The 24,181-nt window shown below is 48.8% G+C and carries 16 protein-coding genes, 14 tRNA genes and 4 rRNA genes; 32 read left to right on the top strand and 2 right to left on the bottom strand.

The window, feature by feature from the left end; genetic code table 11:
• Nucleotides 1-142: 142 nt before the first annotated feature.
• From H70357_RS30400 to H70357_RS30380, 5 genes are all read left to right on the top strand, one after another.
• Nucleotides 143-1,018: a glycosyltransferase family 2 protein gene (locus tag H70357_RS30400; protein WP_038600888.1), complete on the top strand. Its 876-nt coding sequence runs from the start codon at nucleotides 143-145 to the stop codon at nucleotides 1,016-1,018.
• A gap of 368 nt (nucleotides 1,019-1,386) precedes the next feature.
• Nucleotides 1,387-2,079: a phosphoadenylyl-sulfate reductase gene (locus tag H70357_RS30395; RefSeq protein ID WP_038596980.1), complete on the top strand. Its 693-nt coding sequence runs from the start codon at nucleotides 1,387-1,389 to the stop codon at nucleotides 2,077-2,079.
• 40 nt (nucleotides 2,080-2,119) lie between these two features.
• The gene (sat, locus tag H70357_RS30390) at nucleotides 2,120-3,289 is read left to right on the top strand and encodes a sulfate adenylyltransferase (RefSeq protein ID WP_038596976.1); all 1,170 of its coding nucleotides are present in this window, start codon (nucleotides 2,120-2,122) and stop codon (nucleotides 3,287-3,289) included.
• Nucleotides 3,290-3,367: 78 nt separating this feature from the next.
• Entirely contained in the window at nucleotides 3,368-4,114 is a 747-nt protein-coding gene (gene cwlD / locus H70357_RS30385) for an N-acetylmuramoyl-L-alanine amidase CwlD (RefSeq protein WP_038596974.1), read from the top strand.
• An 89-nt stretch (nucleotides 4,115-4,203) separates the two neighbouring features.
• A complete protein-coding gene (locus H70357_RS30380; RefSeq protein ID WP_038596971.1) occupies nucleotides 4,204-5,313 on the top strand; it encodes an Mrp/NBP35 family ATP-binding protein in 1,110 nt (369 codons plus the stop codon).
• Between the two features lie 60 nt (nucleotides 5,314-5,373).
• Here H70357_RS30380 and gerD read toward each other — a convergent pair whose 3' ends face one another.
• Nucleotides 5,374-6,051 carry a spore germination lipoprotein GerD gene (gerD, locus tag H70357_RS30375; RefSeq protein WP_038596969.1) on the bottom strand — a complete coding sequence of 226 codons (678 nt, stop codon included), beginning with the start codon at nucleotides 6,049-6,051 and terminating at the stop codon, nucleotides 5,374-5,376.
• A 128-nt stretch (nucleotides 6,052-6,179) separates the two neighbouring features.
• On the opposite strand from gerD, the gene H70357_RS30370 reads away from it, so the two are divergent.
• Both H70357_RS30370 and H70357_RS30365 read left to right on the top strand, forming a co-directional pair.
• Nucleotides 6,180-6,770, top strand: a complete 591-nt coding sequence (locus tag H70357_RS30370; RefSeq protein WP_038600885.1) for a KinB-signaling pathway activation protein — start codon at nucleotides 6,180-6,182, stop codon at nucleotides 6,768-6,770.
• A gap of 163 nt (nucleotides 6,771-6,933) precedes the next feature.
• Entirely contained in the window at nucleotides 6,934-7,752 is an 819-nt protein-coding gene (locus tag H70357_RS30365; RefSeq protein ID WP_038596966.1) for a PPK2 family polyphosphate kinase, read from the top strand.
• Between the two features lie 37 nt (nucleotides 7,753-7,789).
• Here the strand turns inward: H70357_RS30365 and pdaB are convergent, their stop codons facing one another.
• Nucleotides 7,790-8,593: a polysaccharide deacetylase family sporulation protein PdaB gene (pdaB, locus tag H70357_RS30360; RefSeq protein ID WP_038596963.1), complete on the bottom strand. Its 804-nt coding sequence runs from the start codon at nucleotides 8,591-8,593 to the stop codon at nucleotides 7,790-7,792.
• A gap of 141 nt (nucleotides 8,594-8,734) precedes the next feature.
• Here pdaB and H70357_RS30355 point away from each other — a divergent pair, with 141 nt between their 5' ends.
• The 25 genes from H70357_RS30355 to H70357_RS30235 all read left to right on the top strand — a co-directional run bounded on the left by H70357_RS30355 (nucleotide 8,735) and on the right by H70357_RS30235 (nucleotide 24,153).
• Nucleotides 8,735-9,346, top strand: coding sequence for a stage II sporulation protein M (locus tag H70357_RS30355; RefSeq protein WP_038596961.1), 612 nt, complete (start codon nucleotides 8,735-8,737; stop codon nucleotides 9,344-9,346).
• Nucleotides 9,347-9,600: 254 nt separating this feature from the next.
• Nucleotides 9,601-9,831, top strand: a complete 231-nt coding sequence (locus H70357_RS30350; RefSeq protein ID WP_025336637.1) for a hypothetical protein — start codon at nucleotides 9,601-9,603, stop codon at nucleotides 9,829-9,831.
• A 403-nt stretch (nucleotides 9,832-10,234) separates the two neighbouring features.
• A 16S ribosomal RNA gene (locus H70357_RS30345) occupies nucleotides 10,235-11,790 on the top strand.
• Between the two features lie 105 nt (nucleotides 11,791-11,895).
• Nucleotides 11,896-12,012 (top strand): 5S ribosomal RNA (gene rrf / locus H70357_RS30340).
• Between the two features lie 40 nt (nucleotides 12,013-12,052).
• Nucleotides 12,053-12,129, top strand: a tRNA-Ile gene (locus H70357_RS30335).
• Between the two features lie 29 nt (nucleotides 12,130-12,158).
• A tRNA-Ala gene (locus tag H70357_RS30330) sits at nucleotides 12,159-12,234 on the top strand.
• A gap of 152 nt (nucleotides 12,235-12,386) precedes the next feature.
• Nucleotides 12,387-15,313, top strand: a 23S ribosomal RNA gene (locus H70357_RS30325).
• A gap of 76 nt (nucleotides 15,314-15,389) precedes the next feature.
• Nucleotides 15,390-15,506 (top strand): 5S ribosomal RNA (rrf, locus tag H70357_RS30320).
• Together the 16S, 23S and 5S rRNA genes with 14 tRNA genes alongside form the textbook arrangement of a ribosomal RNA operon.
• Before the next feature lie 6 nt (nucleotides 15,507-15,512).
• Nucleotides 15,513-15,588 (top strand) — tRNA-Asn (locus tag H70357_RS30315).
• A gap of 1 nt (nucleotide 15,589) precedes the next feature.
• Nucleotides 15,590-15,665 (top strand) — tRNA-Thr (locus H70357_RS30310).
• A gap of 11 nt (nucleotides 15,666-15,676) precedes the next feature.
• Nucleotides 15,677-15,751: transfer RNA gene (locus H70357_RS30305), tRNA-Glu, on the top strand.
• Between the two features lie 36 nt (nucleotides 15,752-15,787).
• Nucleotides 15,788-15,863: transfer RNA gene (locus H70357_RS30300), tRNA-Val, on the top strand.
• A 52-nt stretch (nucleotides 15,864-15,915) separates the two neighbouring features.
• Nucleotides 15,916-15,989: transfer RNA gene (locus H70357_RS30295), tRNA-Gln, on the top strand.
• Between the two features lie 5 nt (nucleotides 15,990-15,994).
• Nucleotides 15,995-16,067, top strand: a tRNA-Lys gene (locus tag H70357_RS30290).
• A gap of 16 nt (nucleotides 16,068-16,083) precedes the next feature.
• Nucleotides 16,084-16,167 (top strand) — tRNA-Leu (locus H70357_RS30285).
• Nucleotides 16,168-16,174: 7 nt separating this feature from the next.
• Nucleotides 16,175-16,249, top strand: a tRNA-Gly gene (locus H70357_RS30280).
• Nucleotides 16,250-16,257: 8 nt separating this feature from the next.
• Nucleotides 16,258-16,334, top strand: a tRNA-Arg gene (locus H70357_RS30275).
• Nucleotides 16,335-16,347: 13 nt separating this feature from the next.
• Nucleotides 16,348-16,421: transfer RNA gene (locus H70357_RS30270), tRNA-Pro, on the top strand.
• Between the two features lie 12 nt (nucleotides 16,422-16,433).
• Nucleotides 16,434-16,507, top strand: a tRNA-Gly gene (locus tag H70357_RS30265).
• Between the two features lie 14 nt (nucleotides 16,508-16,521).
• A tRNA-Pro gene (locus tag H70357_RS30260) sits at nucleotides 16,522-16,595 on the top strand.
• 573 nt (nucleotides 16,596-17,168) lie between these two features.
• Complete coding sequence (gene ppc / locus H70357_RS30255; RefSeq protein ID WP_038600882.1) at nucleotides 17,169-19,961, top strand: phosphoenolpyruvate carboxylase; 2,793 nt, start codon at nucleotides 17,169-17,171, stop codon at nucleotides 19,959-19,961.
• Nucleotides 19,962-20,360: 399 nt separating this feature from the next.
• Entirely contained in the window at nucleotides 20,361-20,927 is a 567-nt protein-coding gene (sigW, locus tag H70357_RS30250) for an RNA polymerase sigma factor SigW (protein WP_038596958.1), read from the top strand.
• A 122-nt stretch (nucleotides 20,928-21,049) separates the two neighbouring features.
• The gene (locus H70357_RS30245) at nucleotides 21,050-21,664 is read left to right on the top strand and encodes a zf-HC2 domain-containing protein (protein WP_038596956.1); all 615 of its coding nucleotides are present in this window, start codon (nucleotides 21,050-21,052) and stop codon (nucleotides 21,662-21,664) included.
• A gap of 211 nt (nucleotides 21,665-21,875) precedes the next feature.
• Nucleotides 21,876-22,706: a diadenylate cyclase CdaA gene (gene cdaA / locus H70357_RS30240; protein WP_038596954.1), complete on the top strand. Its 831-nt coding sequence runs from the start codon at nucleotides 21,876-21,878 to the stop codon at nucleotides 22,704-22,706.
• Nucleotides 22,699-24,153: a CdaR family protein gene (locus H70357_RS30235; RefSeq protein ID WP_038596951.1), complete on the top strand. Its 1,455-nt coding sequence runs from the start codon at nucleotides 22,699-22,701 to the stop codon at nucleotides 24,151-24,153. Before cdaA ends, H70357_RS30235 begins: the two co-directional genes overlap by 8 nt.
• Nucleotides 24,154-24,181: the final 28 nt, after the last annotated feature.

The following is a 24,181-nucleotide window of genomic DNA, read 5'->3' as shown; positions in this document are numbered from 1 at the left end:
TTTACTATATTAAATTAATGTCAGGAGAAAAGCGTTTGGACGATCATACATATTTAATTTGAAACAGGCACTTACTTATATCGAGACAAGGCATGGCCTCATAATCTATAAAGTGTTAAGTATAGTTGAGGCGGTGCGAGTAATGGTGAAAATATCGGTTTTGTTGCCTGTATACAACTCATCCCTTTATATTGAGGAGTCAATTCAGAGTATCCTTCAGCAATCGTATCCGGATTTTGAACTACTGATTATAGATGATGGGTCTGTTGATGGAACCTTGGGGAGAATAAGGGGGATTCATGACAGCCGTATAAAGGTGATTTCTCATGCTGTAAACATCGGGCTTATCAGAACATTGAACGAAGGCCTTTCGTTATGTACGGGTGAATATATTGCCCGCATGGATGGGGATGACATCGCATTGCCGCACCGTTTGGCACGTCAGGTGGCCTTTATGGATGCGAATCCGCATATAGGGGTTTGCGGTAGCCAAGCAGAATATATCGGCATAGCCGGGACTACGGCTAAACCGCTAATTCATGACGAAATAAGGTGTTGGCAGTTTTTTCACTGTACGTTTGTGCATCCTACTGTCATGCTTAGAAAATCCATTTTGGATAATCATGGAGTGAAATATTGGGATTACCCCCATGCTGAGGATTTTGAGCTGTGGAACCGCTTGGGGGAGGTAACCCAATTGACCAATCTGCCTGAAGTGCTGCTAAAGTACAGGGTGCATACTAACCAGATATCTTACGTCCATGAAACTATGCAAGAACAGATGGCTGAGAGGATCATCAGGCAACAATTTGGGCAAATCGGGCTCAATCCCTCCTATGAGGAGTATCAGCTGCATAAGGATTTCTGCCATTTTAGGATTCAGGTTCATGATTTCAATCAATACAACAGAGCGTTAGCATGGGCTCATAAAATCTTGGAGGCGAATAATCGGGTCCAAAAATACAACCATGAGGTTTTGAATTCGGTATTATCTCAATGTTTTACCTTTTCTCAATAAGCTTGCCGCGTTTTTCTTTAAACTGGTATTACTCTGGTTGTAAAACACCCGTTAACTACGTGAACAATACTCTATTAGCGCATTCACGAGTTGGTGGCCTTTTTAACATTAGAAGTTGTGGTTTGATAATTCAGAGTTCCTGACTATATATTCTTCTTATTACAGCATATCTCTCGGTTTTTAGGGATATCAAGCCTCTTGCCTTTATGGACAGGGGCTTTTGGCTTTTTATGGCGTTATAAATGCTATAAAATGCATTGACTTCCTCAGGGAAAGTTATATACTATTCCATATAAAAATAGTTGGAATTGTCGTCATAAGTTCAGCATTATCTTTAAGCTGCATAACTAGGATGGAGGAATACCGAAATGAATCTGCTTGAGAAAGAAGATTTGATTAAAGTTAAGGCCGAGGAACTGGAAAATGCCTCACCTGAAGAGATTATTCGTTGGGCAGTAGAAACTTTCCCTAACATCACCTTTGCCTGCAGTTTTGGAGCCGAAGATGTAGTGCTTGTTGATATGCTGCAGAAGGTTAGTCCGTCAACGGATGTTTTTTATCTGGATACGGATTATCATTTCAAAGAAACCTATGAGACAAGAGATATTATGGCTGATAAATATGGAATGGAGTTCGTGCGTGTGTCGCCGCAGATATCTACGCAGGAACAAGCACTTCAATACGGTGATGCGCTATGGAATGTCGATCCTAACCAATGCTGTGCGATCCGCAAAGTAGAGCCGCTTACCCGCATTCTTTCCCAATATGATGCCTGGATTACCGGGATTCGCCGTGATCAGGCGCCAACCCGCGCCAATTCCAAAAAGGTAGAATACGATTATAAATTCGGACTGGTCAAATTTAATCCGATTGCGCACTGGACGACTGAGGATGTATGGAATTACATCCGCGAAAATGATGTTGTATATAATCCGCTCCATGACCGCAATTTCCCGAGCATCGGCTGCGAGCAATGCACCCGTGCTGTTATGCCTGGCGAAGATCCGCGTGCCGGAAGATGGTCCGGTTCGGAAAAAACGGAATGTGGACTGCATAAATAAGCAAGGCACGAGAAGCGAGACACAGGAGGAGAGAAATTAGATGACGTCAATACTTCCACATGGAGGAACACTGATTCAGCGTACAGTGGAGGGAGCGCAGAGAGAAGAACTGCTGCAGCAAGCTTCGGACTATAAATCAATCGCAATTAATACATGGACTATCTCTGATCTGGATTTGATTGCTGTGGGAGCCTTCTCACCGCTTACCGGCTTTTTAAATGAAGAAGATTATCATTCTGTCGTGAAAAGCATGAGACTTGCAGATGGCACCGTATGGAGTATTCCCATCACACTTGCTGTTGAAGATGAGGTGGCCTCAGGTCTGGCTGTTGGTGATACCGTGTCTTTGATCGGTGAAGAAGATGGTGTGATTTATGGTTTGCTGGATGTGCAGAGCATTTACAGCGTAGATCAGCAGCTTGAAGCACAGAACGTCTTCAGAACGACAGATCCGGAGCACCCTGGCGTCAGCAAATTGCTGGCCCGTCCGTCAACCTATGTAGGAGGACCTATAACGGTCTTGAATCGTCCGCAGCCGGAGAAGTTCGGGGAGTTCTACTTTGATCCGGCCAAGACGCGGCAAATATTCGCTGATAAAGGCTGGAGAACGGTTGTTGGCTTTCAGACCCGAAATCCCGTTCACCGTGCGCATGAGTACATTCAGAAGTGTGCTATGGAGGTTGTAGACGCTCTGTTCCTCAATCCTCTGGTCGGCGAGACCAAATCCGATGATGTGCCGGCCAATGTGCGGATGAAAAGTTATCTGGCACTGCTGGAGAATTACTACCCGGCAGACCGTACGTTCCTTGGAGTCTTCCCGGCAGCTATGCGTTACGCAGGTCCAAGAGAAGCAATATTCCATGCCATGGTCCGCAAAAATTACGGCTGCACCCATTTCATCGTGGGCCGTGACCATGCCGGTGTAGGCGACTACTATGGAACTTACGAAGCACAAGAGATTTTTTCCAACTTCACTGCTGAGGAGTTGGGGATTACACCGCTATTTTTTGAGCACAGCTTCTTCTGCATCAAATGCGGAAATATGGCCTCCAGCAAGACCTGCCCTCATCCGGGTGATCAGCATCTGACATTATCCGGTACGAAGGTGCGTGCGCTGCTGCGGGATGGCCAGTGCCCGCCTCCGGAATTTACACGGCCTGAGGTTGCGCAAATTTTGATTGAGGGAATGTCTCAGGAAGTTAACGCCTAAATACGAAGAGCCAGTACTATTTGGCCCTCTTGTCCCATATAGATGAGTAGAATCTATCGGGACGAGGGGGTCTTTGTTATGTCTGGCCGAAAGCAGCGGAAGGTCTCGGTCTGGATCTCATGGAACAGTATTAAAAAAAGCATGCTGGGCGCAGTGCTGCTTGCTGTGATGATCGGCATCATTGCCTATGATATGCCTACCGCCAAGACGCTGAACTATTGGAGCCTGCCATTGTCCGGTAAGATCATAGCCATCGATGCCGGCCATGGCGGACCGGACGGAGGGGCGGTCAGCCGTGAGGGACTGATTGAGAAGGATATTAACCTCTCGGTATCACTCTATCTGCGCGATTATTTGCAGCAGGCGGGGGCGATTGTAGTTATGACGCGTGAAGGTGATTATGACCTGGCCCAGGAGGGCACCAAAGGATATTCCAAGCGCAAGACAGAGGATCTGAAGCAAAGGGTAAGGACTATTGAAGAGAAGGGCGCGGACCTCTTTATCAGCGTGCATATGAACAGTGTCCCTTCCGGCCGCTGGAGCGGAGCGCAAACCTTCTATTATCCCAACAACGAAGGGAATAAAGCGTTGGCGGGCTTTGTGCAGGATGAGCTCAGGGCTACGCTGGAGAATACCGATCGTGTAGCTAAAACTGTGAATACAGTGTATCTGTTAAAAGCATTGAAAATGCCGGCTGTGCTTGTGGAGGTAGGCTTTCTGTCACATCCGCAGGAGTCGGCTTTGCTTGGAGACGATGTCTATCAGCGGAAGGTGGCAACGAGCATTTACCGCGGGATTATGCGTTATGCTTCAGAGCAGCAGTGAGGAGGGACTACTCATCCGCAGAGGGGGAATGCTATAATAGACAAAAATACCGGAACCTTACCCGTCCGGAAGGAACAGAGGTGCTTTCCATGCTGACCAGGGAACAAATTCAGGAACTATTGCAGTCGCTTACAGACCCGGAATCCGGAAAAAGCCTTGTGGAGCTGCAGTTGATTCGCGATATTATGATCAAGGAAGACCGCATATCCTTATCGCTTGTATGTCTGGACCAAGATGAGAAGAGCCGTATGGAGTTGGAGCAGCAGGTGCGTGATCTGCTTACAGCGGGCGGAGCCGGCAATCTACATATCCGGCTGCGTGATGCCACCGACTATGAGCGCTCTATCTTGCGCGGAGAGAGCGTGGAAGATGAGCCGGAAGATCGTCAAGGGGACAAGCTTAAAGGGCATGCAGCGGGCCTTGAGGGCCATGAGCTGATTGGTGAGAACTCCGGCGTGAACTTCATCGCTATCGCCAGCGGCAAGGGCGGGGTCGGCAAATCAACCGTGACGGTAAATCTGGCAGTGGCACTCGCCCGAAAAGGGAAGAAGGTCGGATTGATTGATGCTGATATCTATGGCTTCAGTATTCCGGACATGATGGGGATTGAAGAGGGACCGATTGTCGAAGAAGGCACAATTATACCTGTAGAACGTTTCGGAGTGAAGGTCATGTCCATGGGCTTTTTCATCCGTGAGAATAGTCCAGTCATCTGGAGAGGACCCATGCTTGGCAAGATGCTCCGCCAGTTCTTCAGCGACGTAGGTTGGGGAGAGCTTGACTACATGCTGCTTGACTTGCCTCCAGGTACGGGTGATGTGGCGCTGGATGTGCATCAGATGCTGCCGCACAGCAAGGAAATTATCGTAACTACGCCCCATGCAACAGCAGCCTTTGTAGCGGCCAGAGCAGGATCAATGGCTTTGCAGACAGAGCATGAGATTCTTGGGGTCATTGAGAATATGGCCTACTATGAATGCTCGGAATGCGGCAAAAAGGACTATATTTTCGGCCGCGGCGGCGGGGCGAGACTAGCAGAGACACTGCATACGGAGCTGCTGGCCCAGGTGCCGCTTGGCGCACCGGATAATCATATCTCCGAACCGGATTTCTCACCGTCCGTATATAAACCCGAAACAGCCACTGCACAGCTGTTTGCGGAGATTGCCGATAAATTGATTGCGAAGTATGAGCAGTAATTCAGATTGGCATTAAAAAGAGGCCGTCCCCATTCTAAGTGGGACAAGGCCTCTTTTTATTTAGGAATCAGAATCATCGCCGCCTTGTTGCTTCTGGCTGTCGCCTCCGCTTCCTTTGTCCCCGCCTTTCTTTTCAACCTTCGGCTGAAGTTCATCCTGGACTACCGTTTTAAGCAAACCGAGCACTTCCATGCGGAATAAAGGATTCTGCATCGCTTCCTGCATAATAGTCATGGATTGCTTACGGTAATCTGAAGTTTTAGTAAGGTCTAGGAACATTTTCATCATTTCGGGCGACTTCATAATCTCTTCAATTGATTTTTGATACGTTGGATCTTTGATCAACTGAAGATGCAGCTCTTTGCTTTGGGTATTGATCGCTTTGGCAAATTCACCGGCAAATTTCGGATCGGTCATGATTTTTTCAATTTCTTTTTTATACTCAGGAGCTGTAATTGTGTCTTTAACGGCAATCCGGATTTGTTCCGTCGTTTGGAGCGGCATCATTTTCATGCTCAACCCGCCGCCGCTTCCTTCGGAGCCGGAGCTTGGACTGGAGAGTGCCTCCTCTACGGCTTTCTTTCCCTCATCGCTTTTCAATATATCAACAACCATGGTCTTCATTTCCTTGTATCCCATCTGCCCGGATGATGAACTGCTCTGTTCTCCTCCGCAGGCCGTTAAAGCCATAATTAAGATTAAAGCCAGGCCTCCGGACCATAAACTCCTCCATTTCATTGGTGCTGCCCCTCCTTTGTAGGATTCCTGACTGTAGTATGCCGCGCGGACACACATTTATGTTGCAGTATAATGGTTTTTTGACGGTAAGCTTGGTAAAATAAATCTGACACGGGGAGGTGAACTGGCTGAGTATAAAGAAATGGTTTTATTTGTTCTGGACCACGCTTCTGATCGGTGCGGGCGGAGCGGTAGTAGCTGGACTTGCACTGCAGGCTGTGAATGGCCGTATCGAGTTCAAAAGCACTGCCGATCTCTTCATTTACCCCCTGATCCTTTTTGGCTATGGCATGCTTGTCAGCGTTTACTCGCAGCTCGGCTTCTTTGCGTATCTGATTCTCAACTATATGGGAACGGGTGTGTTTCGGCGGAAGGTCTGGCAGTACATACAACTGGTGCTGGCTGTGCTTGCCCTGCTTGAGCTGATCTTTCTGCGAACTTTTGTAGGAGGAGAACGAAACGTCGTCTCTGATTTGATTCTGGGCATCGTTATATTGCTTACAGCCATTATTGTGTCCTATTTTAAAGTACGAAGCACGAATAGTTCAGCCTGGATTCCGACATTTTTCTTTATGACAGCCATCACGATAGTGGAGACGATTGGTGTGCTCCGCATAGGAGTGGACAGCGCTACCGTATTTATTGTAATTCCGCTTATTGCAAGCAATGCATTCCAAATTCTGATGCTGCACCGTATTCTGAAACCACGAACAGGATAATTATGAAATACAAAGAACCCCGTTCTCCAGATGAGAAGCAGGGTTCTTTGTGATTCCTCCAGCCGGCGATTAAAATCAGGAGGAGGAGGTTAATCTTAAAGACATACTACATATTTTAAAGATGCGGCTGTTCATGCTCACAAAACTTTGAGGAGGGGAATATATGAACATCAAGCGCTATATGATAAAAGACACAAACGAAACGCTCCTGAGCAAGCTTGATCCGAACGAAAGCGGCGACTTAACCAAGGAGGAAGCCGAGGTCAAGATGAAGGAGCTTAAAGAACGTCTCACCGAGCTGCAGGATATTCTATTTGCCCAGAAAAAGCATTCCCTGCTTGTCATCCTGCAAGGAATGGACTCCAGCGGGAAAGACGGCACGGTAAAGCATATTTTCTCCGGGATCAACCCTCAGGGTTTTATCGTCACCAGCTTTAAAAAACCGTCTCTGGAGGAAGAAGCCCATGATTTCCTGTGGAGAGTGCATATGAAGACGCCGCCCAAAGGCTATATTGCCGCGTTCAACCGCTCGCATTATGAGGATGTCTTGGTTCCCCGCGTGCACGGCAGTCTGCAAAAAGATGAGATGAAACGCCGGTTTCGTTATATCCGCCAGTTTGAAGAAATGCTGGTGGAGGAAGGGACAACGATCATCAAACTCTTTTTGCATATCTCCAAGGAGAAGCAGCTTGAGAAAATTCAGGAGCGGCTGCAGGACCCGACGAAACATTGGAAGTTTGACGCCAGTGACCTGCAGGAGCGGGAATATTGGGATGATTATCAGGAGGCTTATCAAGATGTATTTAAAGAAAGCAGTTCAAAAAACGCGCCCTGGTATTGGATTCCGGCCAATCGCCGCTGGTACCGCAATTATCTCGCATTAGCCATTGTGGTGAAGACGCTGGAAGGGCTGGACTTAAGTTATCCGAAGCTGAACACTCCAACGCCCGATATATCAGAGCTGATATCACCGCGCCATTAAAAATTACAGAAGAAGCAGGAGAGAGTGGCGGGTTAGTCTACATTCCGGCAGCGTCTTCAATTCCATCGTCCAGCCAAGCGGAATCACGTACTTCCTTGCCCTCGGCGCTGCCTTGGCTGATTAACTCGGACACAGTAACAAATTCGTAGCCCTGGCTGCGCAGCTTGTCAATGATAAGCGGAAGAGCCTCGTGAGTTTGTTTACAGGAATCGCTGGCATGCAAAAGCACAATATCTCCGGGATGAGCCTTTGTCGTTACTCGATTTACGATATTGTCCACACCGATGTTCTTCCAGTCTAAAGAATCGGTATCCCACTGAATGACCTTATAACCAAGGTCGCTGGCCACCTGAAGCACTCTTTTGTCGAAATCGCCGTTTGGCATGCGGATCAGATTCGGTTCCTTGCCAGTCAATTCGGTAAGCACAGTATGTGCTGTCGAAATTTGGGTGCGGATTTCCTCGTTGCTCAGCGCGCTGTAGTTTACATGCTTGTGACCATGGCTGCCGATCTCATATCCTGAATCTTTAATGCTTGTTACAATTTCCGGATGAGTCTTGCTCCAGGGTGACGAGAGGAAGAAGGTGGCTTTATCCACTTTTTTCTCTTCCAGCACCTTGAGGATCGGTTCGGGCCTTTTTTCTCCCCAGCTAATATCAAAAGTTAAAGCGATCAGCTTCTTCTCCGTCGGCACGCTGTATATCGCAGAAGGGGCCGTTTCGGAAAAAACGGTAATATTGCCCCTCTCGACATAAACGACACCGGCGGCAAGAAGCGCAGCGGCAAAAATGTAAATGAACCGTTTTATCTTCTTGCCGCTGAATACATAAAAAGAATTCATACTGACAGCGCTCCTCTCCTATGCGAAATGCTTGTTTGTTCTAAATGTATGCTCGTACCCACCGCTTATGACCTCCTCTAGGATAGAAATCGTAGTTAAGGCTTTTTAAGCGGGTGACGTCAAAACTTCCAGGAGGTGTCTATGCTATCCTTTTTTACGTTTGCCAAAGATTTAACCACGATCCGCAAAGCCTTAATACTGGCAGCCATTTTATTCATCGCAGGAGGCGTGATTGGCTGGATAGGCACCGGCGCTATGCAAAAATTGATTGAACAGCAGCTGCAGGGTCTCAGTAATATCAGTAAAGATCTTAAAGAGTCCGACCATCCGCAGTGGAGTTTTTTCAAATTTATATTCTTGAACAATAGTATCAAGAGTGTGTTCATTATTTTCCTCGGTGCCTTCTTTGGAATACTTCCCGCATTTTTTCTGCTCATCAATGGTGCGGTTATCGGATATTTAATCCACTTGTCGGTGCTTCAGGAACAGGATTTGTTTACGCTTATCGTTAAGGGGCTACTGCCGCACGGGGTTATCGAAATTCCGGCAATCATTATCGCCTGTGCTTTTGGACTGCAGTTCGGCGGTAAAATATTCGCAGGTATATTCGGTACAGCCGCCAATAAAGAAAAGCGGAGCAACGCTTGGCCAGTCTTTATGCGGCAAACATTAACGGCATCAGTGTGGATTGTGATCCTTCTATTGATCGCCGCAATAATTGAAAGCACGATTACATTTTCACTTTTATCATAAAAAAACCGGGAATTGAGCATAACATTAAAGCCATACGATTTTGGGGTTTCCTGACAACCGGTGCTATGTATTTGCGGCAAGACCATAGAGGCGATTTTTTCGTAATTATGGTTATAGATACTGTGCTCCGGTTAATCTAGTGTAAACGGATAAACAGGTACAGCTTCCCGTCATCCATGGACTATCTTCTATCACACAAGCAGCGGCATTTGAGGTTTCTGTAAATATTAAATTTCATGAAGGAGGCCAAGCATATGTTGGGAATGTTGTTCAACGAGAAGGAATGTAAGGAGCTGGACTATGTTTTGCGTAAAGAGCTTGATGAGATGCTTCTGGATTTAAGTGATCAACGCTTGGACCAAAATATCAGGCATGCTATTGCCAATCGATATAAAACAGTATTTCGTATGTACGCACGTTTTGCTCCTCAGAAAGAGCTGTCTAAATATGCGTGGGGCGGCCGGTCATCCCAATTTAAACATTAAAATTAGAGGGCTGATACTTAGGATTCAATCGCTTGTCCATGAAATTAACTAAATAGGTTGACTAAAAGGGAGCCGCTATGATACATTATATCTCGCGCTCCTTTTCTATGTATTGAAAAGCAGCTGCAGGCAAGGAAAAACGAAAAAAACTTTTTTTCAAAAAAAGACTTGCCAAAATGATAAACACTGTGATATATTATAAAGGTCGCCGCTGAGACGCGGTGAAGAGTTAAAAAGAGACATTGATCTTTGAAAACTGAACAACGAGTGAGTGGGAAATCACGCAAGTGAGATCCAAAACTGATGGGTTTCGCGGCGTATTTATACGCTTTAGAAATTTCATCTTGAGAATGTAAATTCTCGTCAGATGTTTCAAATTGAGCAATCGCTCTTTCTGAATACCAATTTGGAGAGTTTGATCCTGGCTCAGGACGAACGCTGGCGGCGTGCCTAATACATGCAAGTCGAGCGGAGTTATGAAGGAGCTTGCTCCGGATTAACTTAGCGGCGGACGGGTGAGTAACACGTAGGCAACCTACCTCTTTGACTGGGATAACTACCGGAAACGGTAGCTAATACCGGATAATTCCTTTGTTCACATGGACGAAGGATGAAAGGCGGAGTAATCTGCTACAAGGAGATGGGCCTGCGGCGCATTAGCTAGTTGGTGGGGTAACGGCCCACCAAGGCGACGATGCGTAGCCGACCTGAGAGGGTGAACGGCCACACTGGGACTGAGACACGGCCCAGACTCCTACGGGAGGCAGCAGTAGGGAATCTTCCGCAATGGGCGAAAGCCTGACGGAGCAACGCCGCGTGAGTGATGAAGGTTTTCGGATCGTAAAGCTCTGTTGCCAGGGAAGAACGTCCGGTAGAGTAACTGCTACCGGAGTGACGGTACCTGAGAAGAAAGCCCCGGCTAACTACGTGCCAGCAGCCGCGGTAATACGTAGGGGGCAAGCGTTGTCCGGAATTATTGGGCGTAAAGCGCGCGCAGGCGGCTATTTAAGTCTGGTGTTTAAACCTTGGGCTCAACCTGAGGTCGCACTGGAAACTGGGTGGCTTGAGTACAGAAGAGGAAAGTGGAATTCCACGTGTAGCGGTGAAATGCGTAGATATGTGGAGGAACACCAGTGGCGAAGGCGACTTTCTGGGCTGTAACTGACGCTGAGGCGCGAAAGCGTGGGGAGCAAACAGGATTAGATACCCTGGTAGTCCACGCCGTAAACGATGAGTGCTAGGTGTTAGGGGTTTCGATACCCTTGGTGCCGAAGTTAACACAGTAAGCACTCCGCCTGGGGAGTACGGTCGCAAGACTGAAACTCAAAGGAATTGACGGGGACCCGCACAAGCAGTGGAGTATGTGGTTTAATTCGAAGCAACGCGAAGAACCTTACCAGGTCTTGACATCCCTCTGAATCCATTAGAGATAGTGGCGGCCTTCGGGACAGAGGAGACAGGTGGTGCATGGTTGTCGTCAGCTCGTGTCGTGAGATGTTGGGTTAAGTCCCGCAACGAGCGCAACCCTTGACTTTAGTTGCCAGCAGGTTAAGCTGGGCACTCTAGAGTGACTGCCGGTGACAAACCGGAGGAAGGTGGGGATGACGTCAAATCATCATGCCCCTTATGACCTGGGCTACACACGTACTACAATGGCCGGTACAACGGGAAGCGAAGCCGCGAGGTGGAGCCAATCCCAGCAAAGCCGGTCTCAGTTCGGATTGCAGGCTGCAACTCGCCTGCATGAAGTCGGAATTGCTAGTAATCGCGGATCAGCATGCCGCGGTGAATACGTTCCCGGGTCTTGTACACACCGCCCGTCACACCACGAGAGTTTACAACACCCGAAGTCGGTGGGGTAACCCGCAAGGGAGCCAGCCGCCGAAGGTGGGGTAGATGATTGGGGTGAAGTCGTAACAAGGTAGCCGTATCGGAAGGTGCGGCTGGATCACCTCCTTTCTATGGAGAATCGTCACCTGCAACGGTGACATTCAAATCGGAAGTTCAGCTTCCAAAACACTCACTCGTGTTCAGTTTTGAAAGAGCAAGTCTCTTTCGTATGCGTTTGGTGGCGATAGCGGAGGGGTTCCACACGTACCCATCCCGAACACGACCGTTAAGTCCTCCAGCGCCAATGGTACTTGGACCGAAGGGTCCTGGGAGAGTAGGACGCTGCCAAGCGGACAACCAATCCTTTGGTTGATTCAATGTTATGTTATATGGGCTTTTAGCTCAGTTGGTTAGAGCGCACCTCTGATAAGGGTGAGGTCGGTGGTTCGAGTCCACCAAGGCCCACCATATAACATTTAACAGGATAGTACTTTTATGGGGCCATAGCTCAGCTGGGAGAGCGCCTGCCTTGCAAGCAGGAGGTCAGCGGTTCGATCCCGCTTGGCTCCACCAAAATGATTTAAACTCAATACTTCTTTAAACTTGATCCTTGAAAACTGGATACCGAAACGAATTTGCGTTTTAGAACATCTTTTAGCTGAAACTTGTGTAAACAAGTTTTAATTATAGCGATGCTAGCGATTTTCCTTCTGGAAAAACGCATTGGTTAAGCTAATAAGAGCACACGGAGGATGCCTAGGCGCCAGGAGCCGACGAAGGACGTGGCGAACAACGAAACTGCCTCGGGGAGCTGTAAGCAAGCTTTGATCCGGGGGTGTCCGAATGGGGAAACCCAGCTGTGGTAATTCGCAGTTACTTCTCTCTGAATACATAGGGGAGATAGAGGCAGACCAGGGGAACTGAAACATCTAAGTACCCTGAGGAAGAGAAAACAATAGTGATTCCGTCAGTAGCGGCGAGCGAACGCGGAACAGCCTAAACCAAGGGGCTTGCCTCTTGGGGTTGTGGGACGTCTCACATGGAGTTACAAAGGAATATGGTAGGTGAAGAGGTCTGGAAAGGCCCGCGATAGAGGTAAAAGCCCTGTAACCTAAACTGTGTTCTCTCCGAGACGGATCCCGAGTAGTGCGGGGCACGTGAAACCCCGTATGAATCCAGCAGGACCATCTGCTAAGGCTAAATACTACCTGGCGACCGATAGTGAAACAGTACCGTGAGGGAAAGGTGAAAAGCACCCCGGAAGGGGAGTGAAATAGAACCTGAAACCGTGTGCTTACAAAAAGTCAGAGCCCTATTAATGGGTGATGGCGTGCCTTTTGTAGAATGAACCGGCGAGTTACGTTTAACATGCAAGGTTAAGGTGAGAAGCCGGAGCCGCAGCGAAAGCGAGTCTGAATAGGGCGATTGAGTATGTGGACGTAGACCCGAAACCGTGTGATCTACCCCTGTCCAGGGTGAAGGTGCGGTAACACGCACTGGAGGCCCGAACCCACGTATGTTGAAAAATGCGGGGATGAGGTGGGGGTAGCGGAGAAATTCCAATCGAACTCGGAGATAGCTGGTTCTCCCCGAAATAGCTTTAGGGCTAGCCTCGGTGAATGGAGTGGTGGAGGTAGAGCACTGATTGGGTGCGGGGCCCGCAAGGGTTACCAAGCTCAGTCAAACTCCGAATGCCATTAACTTCTTGCCGGGAGTCAGACAGTGAGTGCTAAGATCCATTGTCAAAAGGGAAACAGCCCAGACCATCAGCTAAGGTCCCCAAGTGTGTGTTAAGTGGGAAAGGATGTGGAGTTGCACAGACAACCAGGATGTTGGCTTAGAAGCAGCCACCATTGAAAGAGTGCGTAATAGCTCACTGGTCGAGTGACTCTGCGCCGAAAATGTAACGGGGCTAAACACACCACCGAAGCTATGGCTAGATGCTTTGCATCTGGGGTAGGGGAGCGTTGTATGCAGGTTGAAGGTGTACCGTAAGGAGCGCTGGACAGCATACAAGTGAGAATGCCGGTATGAGTAACGAAAAGATCAGTGAGAATCTGATCCGCCGAAAGCCCAAGGTTTCCTGAGGAAGGCTCGTCCGCTCAGGGTAAGTCGGGACCTAAGGCGAGGCCGAAAGGCGTAGTCGAAGGACAACAGTTTGAAATTACTGTACCACCGTAATCCGCTATGAGCGATGGGGTGACGCAGGAGGGTAGTGACGCGGACTGATGGATGTCCGTCTAAGCAGTGAGGCTGGTGTGTAGGCAAATCCGCACACCGTTAAGGCTGGGCTGTGATGGGGAGCGAAAATTATAGTAGCGAAGGTCATGATCTCACACTGCCAAGAAAAGCCTCTAGCCAGGAGAAGGTGCCCGTACCGCAAACCGACACAGGTAGGCGAGAAGAGAATTCTAAGGCGCGCGGAAGAACTCTCGTTAAGGAACTCGGCAAAATGACCCCGTAACTTCGGGAGAAGGGGTGCCTCGGTAGGGTGAATAGCCCGAGGGGGCCGCAGTGAAAAGGCCCAAGCGACTGTTTAGCAAAAACACAGGTCTGTGCGAAGCCGCAAGGCGAAGTATACGGGCTGACGCCTGCCCGGTGCTGGAAGGTTAAGGGGAGCGGTTAGGAGTAATCCGAAGCTGTGAACCGAAGCCCCAGTAAACGGCGGCCGTAACTATAACGGTCCTAAGGTAGCGAAATTCCTTGTCAGGTAAATTCTGACCCGCACGAATGGCGTAACGACTTGGGCGCTGTCTCAACGAGAGATCCGGTGAAATTTTAATACCTGTGAAGATGCAGGTTACCCGCGACAAGACGGAAAGACCCCATGGAGCTTTACTGCAGCTTGATATTGAATTTGGGTACGATCTGTACAGGATAGGTGGGAGCCGTAGAGGCAGGAGCGCAAGCTTCTGCGGAGGCGCCGTTGGGATACCACCCTGATCGTATCTAGGTTCTAACCTAGTGCCCTAATCGGGTACGGGGACCGTGTCAGGCGGGCAGTTTGACTGGGGCGGTCGCCTCCTAAAGAGTAACGGAGGCGTTCAAAGGTTCCCTCAGAATGGTTGGAAATCATTCGAAGAGTGCAAAGGCATAAGGGAGCTTGACTGCGAGACCAACAAGTCGAGCAGGGACGAAAGTCGGACTTAGTGATCCGGTGGTACCGCATGGAAGGGCCATCGCTCAACGGATAAAAGCTACCCTGGGGATAACAGGCTTATCTCCCCCAAGAGTCCACATCGACGGGGAGGTTTGGCACCTCGATGTCGGCTCATCGCATCCTGGGGCTGAAGTAGGTCCCAAGGGTTGGGCTGTTCGCCCATTAAAGCGGTACGCGAGCTGGGTTCAGAACGTCGTGAGACAGTTCGGTCCCTATCTGTCGTGGGCGCAGGAAATTTGAGAGGAGCTGTCCTTAGTACGAGAGGACCGGGATGGACGTACCGCTGGTGCATCAGTTGTTCCGCCAGGAGCATGGCTGAGTAGCTACGTACGGACGGGATAAGCGCTGAAAGCATCTAAGCGTGAAGCCCCCCTCAAGATGAGATTTCCCAATTAGTAAGACCCCTTGAAGACGACGAGGTAGATAGGTTGGAGGTGGAAGTGCAGCAATGCATGGAGCTGACCAATACTAATCGGTCGAGGGCTTATCCAACAGTAAGACGCAGATTCGTTTCGGATTCAGTTTTCAGGAATTAAGGTTCCTGAAGCATTTACGCTGTAAATGCCCGTTTGGTGGCGATAGCGGAGGGGTTCCACGCGTACCCATCCCGAACACGACCGTTAAGCCCTCCAGCGCCGATGGTACTTGGACCGAAGGGTCCTGGGAGAGTAGGACGCCGCCAAGCGGATATTCCCTGATAGCTCAGTTGGTAGAGCACTCGACTGTTAATCGAGTTGTCACAGGTTCGAGTCCTGTTCGGGGAGCCATGCTCTCATAGCTCAGTAGGTAGAGTGCTTCCATGGTAAGGAAGAGGTCACCGGTTCGAATCCGGTTGAGAGCTCCACAGATTTACATGGCCCGTTGGTCAAGGGGTTAAGACACCTCCCTTTCACGGAGGTAACATGGGTTCGAATCCCATACGGGTCACCAACAATACTTATCATTACCCTTTGAAGGCATACATATGGAGGCTTAGCTCAGCTGGGAGAGCATCTGCCTTACAAGCAGAGGGTCGGGGGTTCGATCCCCTCAGCCTCCACCATAAACTTCTTGATATTTATAGAAATTATGGGCATTATAAAGGTATCCATCATAGGGGATTCGCCAAGCGGTAAGGCAACGGACTCTGACTCCGTCATCATAGGTTCGAATCCTATATCCCCTGCCAAATGCGAGCCATTAGCTCAGTTGGTAGAGCACCTGACTTTTAATCAGGGTGTCGAAGGTTCGAGTCCTTCATGGCTCACTTTTATTAGTATTATGCGCGTGTGGCGGAATGGCAGACGCACCAGACTTAGGATCTGGCGTCTTACGACGTGGGGGTTCAAGTCCCTTCACGCGCACCACTTATTTGCGGACGTGGCTCAGCGGTAGAGCATCGCCTTGCCAAGGCGAGGGTCGCGGGTTCGATTCCCGTCGTCCGCTCCATAATTTTTGCGCCCTTAGCTCAGCTGGATAGAGCGTTTGACTACGAATCAAAAGGCCGGGAGTTCGAATCTCTCAGGGCGCGCCATTTTTAATATTAACGGGATGTAGCTCAGCTTGGTAGAGCACCTGGTTTGGGACCAGGGGGTCGCATGTTCAAATCGTGTCATCCCGATTGTACACCTATGCGGGTGTAGTTCAATGGTAGAACTTCAGCCTTCCAAGCTGATAGCGTGGGTTCGATTCCCATCACCCGCTCCATAATTTCATAGTTTCGGGATGTAGCTCAGCTTGGTAGAGCACCTGGTTTGGGACCAGGGGGTCGCATGTTCAAATCGTGTCATCCCGATACTCAGCTAATCAGCTGACATTTAACTCTTACTCCGGTAGGAGTTTTTTGTTTACTTAAGTGAATGATAGAGTGATAATGAAGCTCTCCATAACCCAAGTGGGTTTTATGCGCGCTTTGGACGGGGAGGACCTAACATCCGCCTGATGTGGCAGGAGAACTCGCTCAAGGCTCTCTGACCGTGCTTTATGATAGGTTTAGGTATTTGGAAGGTTAGGCAATCCAAGCCGTTCTGTTCGATTGAACAGGGTCTTGTTATTAGAATGCTAGGGCGTCAGGAAATCCTCATAATGCCACGAAATGAAAACCCCCAATTTTAATGGTCCTTTATATGAATAGATTATATAAATTTATGCCAGCCATTGTCTTTACATAAATACCCTGTTAGTCAGCCAATATAATAAGTATTTTATGACTGTATAAAACGCCAAATTGGTGTATAATCGTAATTACTGCGACGCTTTACAGCGCAATAAGTTGAAGATTTCCGGGCGGTTTTATTGTATGATATGTGGAAAGCTTCAAATAGACAATGTTAAGAACATTGATCCGGAAGAGGATGGGGGGAGCAGCATGACCGAACTTACGACTACCGTTAGCAAAAGCAACTCCAACAATCTGCTGCGGCGGGACGTACGGTTCCTGGGGAATATTCTGGGCGAAGTCTTGGTTCATCAAGGCGGTAACGAATTGCTGGAAATCGTGGAGAAGATCCGCGAGACCAGTAAATCGCTGCGCTCATTGTTTTTGCCTGAACTGCACAATGAATTTAAAGAGCTAATTAATTCACTGGATCCGGAGAATCGCCACCTGGTGATACGGGCATTTGCCATCTATTTTCAATTGGTGAATATCGCCGAACAGAATCACCGCATTCGCCGAAAACGCGACTATGAACGTTCAGCCGGGGAGACTGTACAGCCCGGGTCCATAGAAAGCGCTATTCAGGAACTACGCGAGCGTGACTTCTCCCATGAGGATGTCCATGAAATCATGAATGGCCTCTCACTAGAGCTGGTCATGACGGCTCACCCTACGGAAGCTATGCGCCGGGCGATCCTTGATATTCATAAACGGATTTCCGATGATGTAATGGGATTGGATAATCCTACCTTGACCTTCCGGGAACGCGAACAGTTACGCGAGAAGCTGCTGAACGAGGTCATCACGTTGTGGCAGACCGATGAGCTGCGTGACCGCAAGCCTACGGTACTCGATGAAGTGCGTAATGGAATGTATTATTTCCATGAGACGATTTTTCAAGTATTGCCGGATGTGTACCAAGAGCTTGAGCGATGTCTGAGCAAATACTATCCAGGCCAGAACTGGCATGTACCGACGTATCTGCGTTTTGGCTCATGGATCGGCGGGGACCGCGATGGCAACCCTTCAGTGACTGCTGCGGTTACGCTGCAGACGCTGCGCTTGCAGCGCAAGCTGGCTATCCGGGAATATCAGCGTATCATGCGCGAACTCATGCAGTACCTGAGTTTTAGTACAAGCATCGTTGAGGTGACGCAGGAACTGGTGGATTCCATTGAACAGGACCGCAACATTATCAATCTTAACCGGGTTGATGCCTGGCGCAATGACAACGAGCCGTACCGGATTAAACTAAGTTACATGATCTCCAAGATACAGAACGTGCTGGATGATGAGAAAAAGGGTACGCCTGAGCGCTACTCCTCACCAGAACGATTTATAGATGATTTGAACGTGATAGACCGCAGTCTGCGTCATCACTATGCGGATTATGTAGCGGATACCTACATTAAGAAGCTGATCCGCCAGGTGGAGCTGTTTGGCTTCCACACGGCTACACTGGATGTTCGCCAGCACAGTCAGGAGCATGAAAATGCGATGACAGAAATTTTGGCCAAAATGAACATCACGCAGGATTACGCTAAACTAGAGGAAAATGAAAAAATTCGAATTCTGGAGAATCTGCTGAATGATCCTCGTCCGCTGACTTCACCTTATCAGACTTACAGTGAGAGCACAGAGGAATGTCTTGCGGTGTACCGTACAATCTTCACTGCGCAGGAGGAATACGGCAAGCAATGCATCACCAGTTATCTGATCAGTATGGCTGAAGCAGCGAGCGACATCTTAGAGGTTATGGTGTTCGCGAAGGAAGTCGGCTTGTTCCGCAAAGATAATGATGGAACTGTCGTATGTACACTGCAGGCAGTGCCGCTGTTTGAGACCATTGATGATTTACATGATGCGCCACAAATTATGCGTACACTGCTTAGTATGCCGATCTACCGTGATGCTGTTAGTGCGATGAGCGATGTGCAGGAAATTATGCTTGGCTATTCAGACAGCAACAAAGACGGCGGGGTAGTTACCGCGAACTGGGAATTGCGCGTTGCATTGAAGCAAATTACGGCTACTGCAGAGGAATTCGGGATTAAGCTGAAATTCTTCCACGGACGTGGTGGTGCGCTCGGACGCGGCGGGATGCCGCTGAACCGCAGTATTCTTGCTCAACCGGCCTCAACCATTGGCGGTGGCATCAAGATTACGGAACAGGGAGAGGTTATTTCTTCCCGGTATTCGATGCAAGGTATTGCTTACCGCAGCTTGGAGCAGGCAACCTCGGCGCTTGTGACGGCAGCTATTAATGCCAGAATGCCTGAGGCTGATCTGTACGAAAGCAAGTGGGAAGAGATTGTGGCCCGGATTTCCGAAGTCTCGCTTAATAAATATCAGGATCTGATCTTCCGTGATCCGGATTTCTTTGCTTATTTCAAAGAATCAACACCGCTGCCCGAGGTTGGAGAACTCAATATCGGTTCCCGTCCTTCGAAGCGTAAGAATAGTGACCGTTTTGAGGATCTGCGCGCCATTCCATGGGTATTTGCGTGGACGCAGAGCCGTTATCTGCTCCCGGCCTGGTACGCCGCTGGAACAGGGCTGCAGAGCTTCTATGAGGATAAGGAAGAGAACCTGAAGATCATGCAGCATATGTATGAGAACTTCTCCTTCTTTACTACGCTCATTGACACCCTGCAAATGGCTATTGCCAAGGCCGATCTGATTATCGCCAAGGAATACGCAAGCATGGGTAAGAATGAGGAAGCGCGTCAGCGGATATTCGGCCAGATCGAAGCCGAATTCAAGCTGACCTCAGAACTCATTCTCAAAATTACCGGCCAGCAGGATATTTTGGATAACGTTCCTGTGATTCAGGAATCTATCCGGCTGCGCAATCCATACGTTGATCCACTCAGCTACCTGCAGGTGCAGTTGTTGTCCGAGCTGAGAGCTCTTCGCGAGGTTGAAGGCGATGACGCCGAACTGCTGCGTGAGGTGCTGCTCACGATCAATGGTATTGCCGCCGGTCTGCGGAACACGGGCTGATACTCTGATCTGACTTGATGGTTTGCAATATTTGATCTTCAAGAAGTAGATCTTTGAAGTTGATCTACTGTAGTTAATATTCATGATGTCACTCTCTTAGTCGTTGATTTTTCGAAGCCGGCAAAGCCGCTTCCTTCAAACCCGTCCGCCTCTGGTAAGGAGGCCGGACGGGTTTTTGTGTTTTCTATGTAGCCGGCCTTAAGGGCCCGGCAAGAGAACCAGATCTTCGCAGCTGCGATTAATCACCGTCTAAGCAATGCGTGGATTTTGCCCAATATACCTATAGGTAACAATACAATCCTTGATTTTTGCCGGAACATGAATTACGATTTAAATGCTTGTACCGTGGACATTCAAGAGATGAAATACCAAGGGCGGCAAGTCTGGGGGAGTTAACAGGTGGAGAATTTGGAAGGCAGATTGACAAAGCTCGCCTTGAAAGGCGACCAAAGGGCATTTGCCGAGCTTGTGGAACTATATAAAGACAAGATATATCATCTGGCTTACCGGATGCTGAACAACCGCCATGAAGCGGAGGATATCGTTCAGGAGACTTTTTTGCGTGTGTATCGAAATTTGGACCGTTATGATGATAAGCAGAAGTTCTCAACCTGGATTTACCGGATTGGCACGAACCTCTGCATTGATAGGCTGCGCAAGCGCAAACCAACGTATTCGCTGGATGCCGAGATGAACGATCAGGAAGGTATTGACGGCTATTCGATGATTCCCAGCGACAATGTAACACCAGAGACAGAGCTTTTGCTCTCTGAGACGCAGTCGCTGATTTATGAGGCTATCGACAGTTTGCCCGTCAAATACAGGTCCGTGATGATTTTGCGTTATTTGCAGGATTTGTCGCTTCAGGAGATCAGTGACGTGCTGGATATGCCCGTAACGACGATCAAGACACGGGTTCACCGCGGACGTGAATTTTTACGTAAAAAATTAGGCCCTAAAATGTAAAAATAGATTTATTTTTATGAAACGTCCTTCAGGGAGCGACGTATGTAAGTTAAGCAAGTCTTATGCGCCCTGTCTCTTTGTTTTGAAATAATTAAATAGCACTCATGAAAGGATTGGCTCCTATGGAATGCAAACTGGCCGTCTCTATGATGCACGACTACCTGGATGACGACTTGCCCGAACTGCAGCAGAGGGAATTGAAGGAGCATCTTCTATCCTGTCCGGATTGCCGTGCGAAGTTCAAAGAATTGGAACAGACCGATATGCTGATGTTCTCGCTAATGCACCAGAACCCTGTTGCCTCGGAGGATCTTGTAGGCCGGATTATGAATTCATTACCGAAATCCAAGAAGGAAAGAGCGTTTATCACCTGGATCAAGCGACATCCCGCGCTTACTGCGGCGTCCTTGTTTATTTTTGTGATGTTGATGAGCTCAGTTACTTTTTGGAATCAGGATAGACAGCTTGTAGTCAGAGGAAGCGACCTCGATCAGGTTGTCATCAAAGGAGATACGGTTATCGTACCTTCCGGCAAAATCATTTCCGGCGATCTTACGGTGGAGAACGGTAAAACTCAAGTATATGGGGAAGTCAACGGCAATGTGACTGTGATCGACGGCACTCTGTACAAGGCTTCAACCGCTCATATTTCCGGGCAAGTCAAAAGCATAGACCAAGCGGTAAGTTGGCTCTGGTATAAAGTGACGAACATGTTCTCTGAAGTTGCCTACCGTTAATTAGATATGGTTGCTTTTAGCAGAAAACTCATTTGCGCCTCTTTTTCCGGAAAGATGGCGCTTTTTTGTTGTCTTTAAACGTCTGAAACATAAAACCCCAACGACCTAAACTTGCAACCTGAGCGTGAACGTTATAACCTAGATATTGATACAGAACTTACAGACATTTTACATAAACCCAGCTAATATGAAATGACGGGGGTTTTAGGCAATGAGTTATTTTACTGACCTTACATGGAAAGAGTCCATTAAAGATATAATCGATATTCTGATTGTCAGTTATATTATTTATAAAGTGCTCAATATGGTTCGCGGAACGCGGGCGGTTCAACTCCTGAAGGGGATATTGGTGCTGGTTATTATTTGGGCGCTGAGCACCCTGCTGGATTTGTATACCCTGAAATGGCTGATGAATCAGATTTATACCTTTGGGATCTTTGCGATCTTTATTATCTTTCAGCCTGAACTGCGAAGGGGACTGGAGCAGCTTGGACGGGGGAAATTTTTTGGACGAACCTCGGAGAATGATGAGGAAGTCAGTAAATTAATCGGCGAAGTCATTAAAGCCATGAATTATTTATCCCAGCGAAAGATAGGGGCCTTAATTGTCTTCGAAAGGGCGACTGGACTTAATGAATTTACTGAATCCGGTATTCCGATGCGTTCTGTTGTCAGCTCTGAGCTGCTGATCAATATCTTCATTCCCAACACCCCGCTGCATGACGGTGCGCTGATTATGCAGGATGGTCAAATCGCTGCCGCAGCTTGTTATTTGCCGTTGTCGGAGAATCCGTTCATCAGCAAGGAGCTGGGGACACGTCACCGGGCAGCCATTGGGATCAGCGAAGTCGCGGATTCTGTGTCTGTTGTGGTCTCCGAAGAGACCGGGCAAATTTCGCTGGCGATTAACGGGCAAATTGTAAGGGACATTAAGGAAGAATCGCTCATCTCGAAGCTGCACCAGGAGCTTAGTGCGACTTCCCCGCTGAAGGAGAAAAGTTCTGCTTTCTGGAAACGGAGAGGGGGCAAGAGCAATGGATAAGTGGATGAAGAACAATAACTTCAACAAAATTCTTGCGCTTGTCTTCGGTGTGATTTTATGGACCATTGTACATGTGGATACGGAGCCTACGAACCAGACTACAGTTAATACTGAATCGAAAATCATTGAGAATGTTAAGATAGCGAGAAGCGGATTTGATGACGAAAAGTATATCTACACCATGGACGTTGACAGCGTAAGGCTGGAGGTTCGGGGCAAAAGATCGGACCTTAACTTTAAGTTGTCGGATGCCTATAAGGTTTCGGTGGATTTAAGCGGATTACAGCCGGGGGATACAACGCTGCCGCTAAACTATTCGCTGCCCAGCGGGGTGATGTATGAATCCATGGAGCCTAAACAAGTGAATGTGCATGTGGAACTGCGGACTACAAAGTCATTTCCGGTCACAATAAGTACGAAGGGCGAGCCGGCGGCGGGTTATCAGGTCGGCACCCCGGTGATTCAGCCGGAGACGGCTGAGGTTACGCTGGCTGACAGCGAGCTGAGCAGGGTGGCTAAGGTGCAGGGGATCATCGAGCTGGATGGCGAAAGTGAAACCTTCAAAGAGAAGAAACTAAAGTTGTATGCCTATGACAGCAGCGGCAAGGAAATAGAAGATGCAGTGATCGAGCCTGCTTCCGTATCTGTGGAACTGCCGATCACCCTGCCTTTCAAAAGCTTGCCGCTGGATATTAGCTTCAGCGGTCAGCTTCCCGGCTCCCTCGTCGTATCCAGGGTAACTCCTGAGGTCGATGCGGTGAATGTGTTTGGGAACAAGGAGGTGCTGGCAGGGCTGTCCTCCTATGAGGCGACCCTGGATTTAAGTTCTATCACTTCTGCGGGTACACAGCAGCTGCCACTGGAGCTTAAGCCTCCTGAGGGAGCCACGAAGGTCGATCCGGGAACGGTAAAGGTGTCGGTGACGACCGCAGAAATTGCCCAGCGGACGATTGAGGCGGTTCCCATTAAGCTGCAAGGGGTGGCCAACGGACTTACAGCCCTGATGACGGATCCGTCCAGCAAAACTGTGTCACTGACTGTATCCGGGGCACCTACCCTGCTGGATCAACTGGATCAGGACAATATCAGTGTGGTCGCTGATGTCGGCGGTTATGCCGCCGGTGTTCATCAGATAACCCTTCAGGTCTCACTGCCAAGGTTCATCTCGCTGGTGAATTCCGCTCAGCCGCTTACAGCAACAGTGGATCTGCAAGTACCTTCAACGCCAGAAAGTTCGGAGGCGCCAGCTACCGAGACGGCAGTCACCCCTGAGCCGAGTTCTGAGCCCGCTGCCGGTGAAGAAATTACTGCCGAGCCCTCCCCCTCTCACAACGGCGATAGTGCAGCCACGCCCACACCATCCCCGACTGAGAGTACGGCAGAAAGCAGCAGTATCCCCACTGGCAACGGGAATAGCAATAATGCCGGAAGCACAGGCGGAACGTAACTTTTAAAACTGGAATACGTCTATTTAG

This window comes from Paenibacillus sp. FSL H7-0357 (assembly GCF_000758525.1).
GTDB lineage: Bacteria > Bacillota > Bacilli > Paenibacillales > Paenibacillaceae > Paenibacillus_AQ.
Note: the sequence above shows the minus strand (reverse complement) of the source record. Positions and strands in the feature narration are given on the sequence as shown.

Excerpts from the sequence above, each read along its gene's own strand:
- H70357_RS30400 (WP_038600888.1), top strand. The coding sequence starts at position 143 with ATGGTGAAAATATCGGTTTTGTTGCCTGTATACAACTCATCCCTTTAT.
- H70357_RS30395 (WP_038596980.1), top strand. The coding sequence starts at position 1,387 with ATGAATCTGCTTGAGAAAGAAGATTTGATTAAAGTTAAGGCCGAGGAA.
- sat (WP_038596976.1), top strand. The coding sequence starts at position 2,120 with ATGACGTCAATACTTCCACATGGAGGAACACTGATTCAGCGTACAGTG.
- cwlD (WP_038596974.1), top strand. The coding sequence starts at position 3,368 with ATGTCTGGCCGAAAGCAGCGGAAGGTCTCGGTCTGGATCTCATGGAAC.
- H70357_RS30380 (WP_038596971.1), top strand. The coding sequence starts at position 4,204 with ATGCTGACCAGGGAACAAATTCAGGAACTATTGCAGTCGCTTACAGAC.
- gerD (WP_038596969.1), bottom strand. The coding sequence starts at position 6,051 with ATGAAATGGAGGAGTTTATGGTCCGGAGGCCTGGCTTTAATCTTAATT.
- H70357_RS30365 (WP_038596966.1), top strand. The coding sequence starts at position 6,934 with ATGAACATCAAGCGCTATATGATAAAAGACACAAACGAAACGCTCCTG.
- pdaB (WP_038596963.1), bottom strand. The coding sequence starts at position 8,593 with ATGAATTCTTTTTATGTATTCAGCGGCAAGAAGATAAAACGGTTCATT.
- H70357_RS30355 (WP_038596961.1), top strand. The coding sequence starts at position 8,735 with ATGCTATCCTTTTTTACGTTTGCCAAAGATTTAACCACGATCCGCAAA.
- H70357_RS30350 (WP_025336637.1), top strand. The coding sequence starts at position 9,601 with ATGTTGGGAATGTTGTTCAACGAGAAGGAATGTAAGGAGCTGGACTAT.
- ppc (WP_038600882.1), top strand. The coding sequence starts at position 17,169 with ATGACCGAACTTACGACTACCGTTAGCAAAAGCAACTCCAACAATCTG.
- H70357_RS30245 (WP_038596956.1), top strand. The coding sequence starts at position 21,050 with ATGGAATGCAAACTGGCCGTCTCTATGATGCACGACTACCTGGATGAC.
- cdaA (WP_038596954.1), top strand. The coding sequence starts at position 21,876 with ATGAGTTATTTTACTGACCTTACATGGAAAGAGTCCATTAAAGATATA.
- H70357_RS30235 (WP_038596951.1), top strand. The coding sequence starts at position 22,699 with ATGGATAAGTGGATGAAGAACAATAACTTCAACAAAATTCTTGCGCTT.